This is a genomic window from Mesorhizobium sp. M7A.F.Ca.CA.003.01.2.1 (genome assembly GCF_003998945.1).
GTDB classification, from domain to species: Bacteria; Pseudomonadota; Alphaproteobacteria; order Rhizobiales; family Rhizobiaceae; genus Mesorhizobium; species Mesorhizobium ciceri.
Map to the genome: position 1 here is coordinate 1 of NZ_RZRA01001401.1, position 932 is coordinate 932.

Below are 932 nucleotides of genomic sequence, written 5' to 3' on the forward strand. Positions count from 1 at the left end.
TGGTTTCCTGGAACAGATTGTCGCCAAGCGGCGCCAGGCCGGCCTCGTTGGCGAAATTGGCGATCTGAAGCTGACCGAGGTTCTGCAGGTCGGTCTGGCCGTCGATGCGGGCGAAGACCTGGCCGGTCTTGTTGACGATGACCTCGACGGCATCAACGGGAACATTGATTGCCGGAATGACCGCAGCGCCGTCGACCGTCACCAGCTGGCCGGTGGCGTTGGTGTTGAGAGCGCCGGCGCGGCTGTAGAGCGTGCCGCCGTCGGCACCCTCGATCTGGAACCAGCCCCTGCCGGTCAGCGCCAGGTCGAAACTGTTGCCGGTGCTGGTCAGTTCGCCCTGGGTGTGCACGTTGCGCACCGCCGTCGTCTTGACGCCGAGGCCGATCGAGACGCCCTCCGGCACCAGCGAGGCGTTGGAGCGGTTGGGCACGCCTTGCGTGCGGTCGACCTGATAGAGCAGGTCGGAGAATTCGGCACGGGCGCGCTTGTAGCCGGTGGTGTTGATGTTGGCGATGTTGTTGGCGATGACTTCCAGATTTGTCTGCTGGGCATTCATGCCGGTGGCGGCGATGGCGAGTGCTTTCATGGCGGAATTCCTCAGATGCCCATTCGACTGACTTCGAGATAGGCAGAGACCACCTTGTCGCGTATCGCGACGGCGGTCTGAAGCGCCTGCTGCGCGCTCATCACGGCGTCGACCACCTGGCGGGTGTCGGCATCGCCCTTGAGCGCCTGCATCGATACCTGCTCGGCATTCTGCATCGTGTCGACGGTCTTGGAGGCTGCCTGGCTCAGCGCCTCGGCAAAGGAGGTGCCGACATTGCCACCGGCCGACGGTGTCGCGCCGCCCTGGAGCAGGCTTGTGGCGGCGTCATCGCCGCCGATCGACGGCTTGAACTGAAGGGCTCCGATACCGCTGATCATTACTGGTT

General features: G+C 64.3%; 2 protein-coding genes. Both read right to left on the reverse strand.

Annotated features, from left to right (window positions below; genetic code table 11):
* Positions 1-586 (reverse strand): flagellar basal-body rod protein FlgG (flgG, locus tag EN969_RS32985; RefSeq protein WP_127419835.1); only part of this gene is annotated, 586 nt, incomplete at its 3' end.
* An 11-nt stretch (positions 587-597) separates the two neighbouring features.
* The gene (locus tag EN969_RS32990) at positions 598-924 is read right to left on the reverse strand and encodes a flagellar hook-basal body complex protein FliE (protein WP_013529796.1); all 327 of its coding nucleotides are present in this window, start codon (positions 922-924) and stop codon (positions 598-600) included.
* Between the last annotated feature and the right edge of the window lie 8 nt (positions 925-932).

What these genes read in the sequence shown, in the direction of transcription:
- EN969_RS32990 (WP_013529796.1), bottom strand. Translation starts at nt 924, where the DNA reads ATGATCAGCGGTATCGGAGCCCTTCAGTTCAAGCCGTCGATCGGCGGC.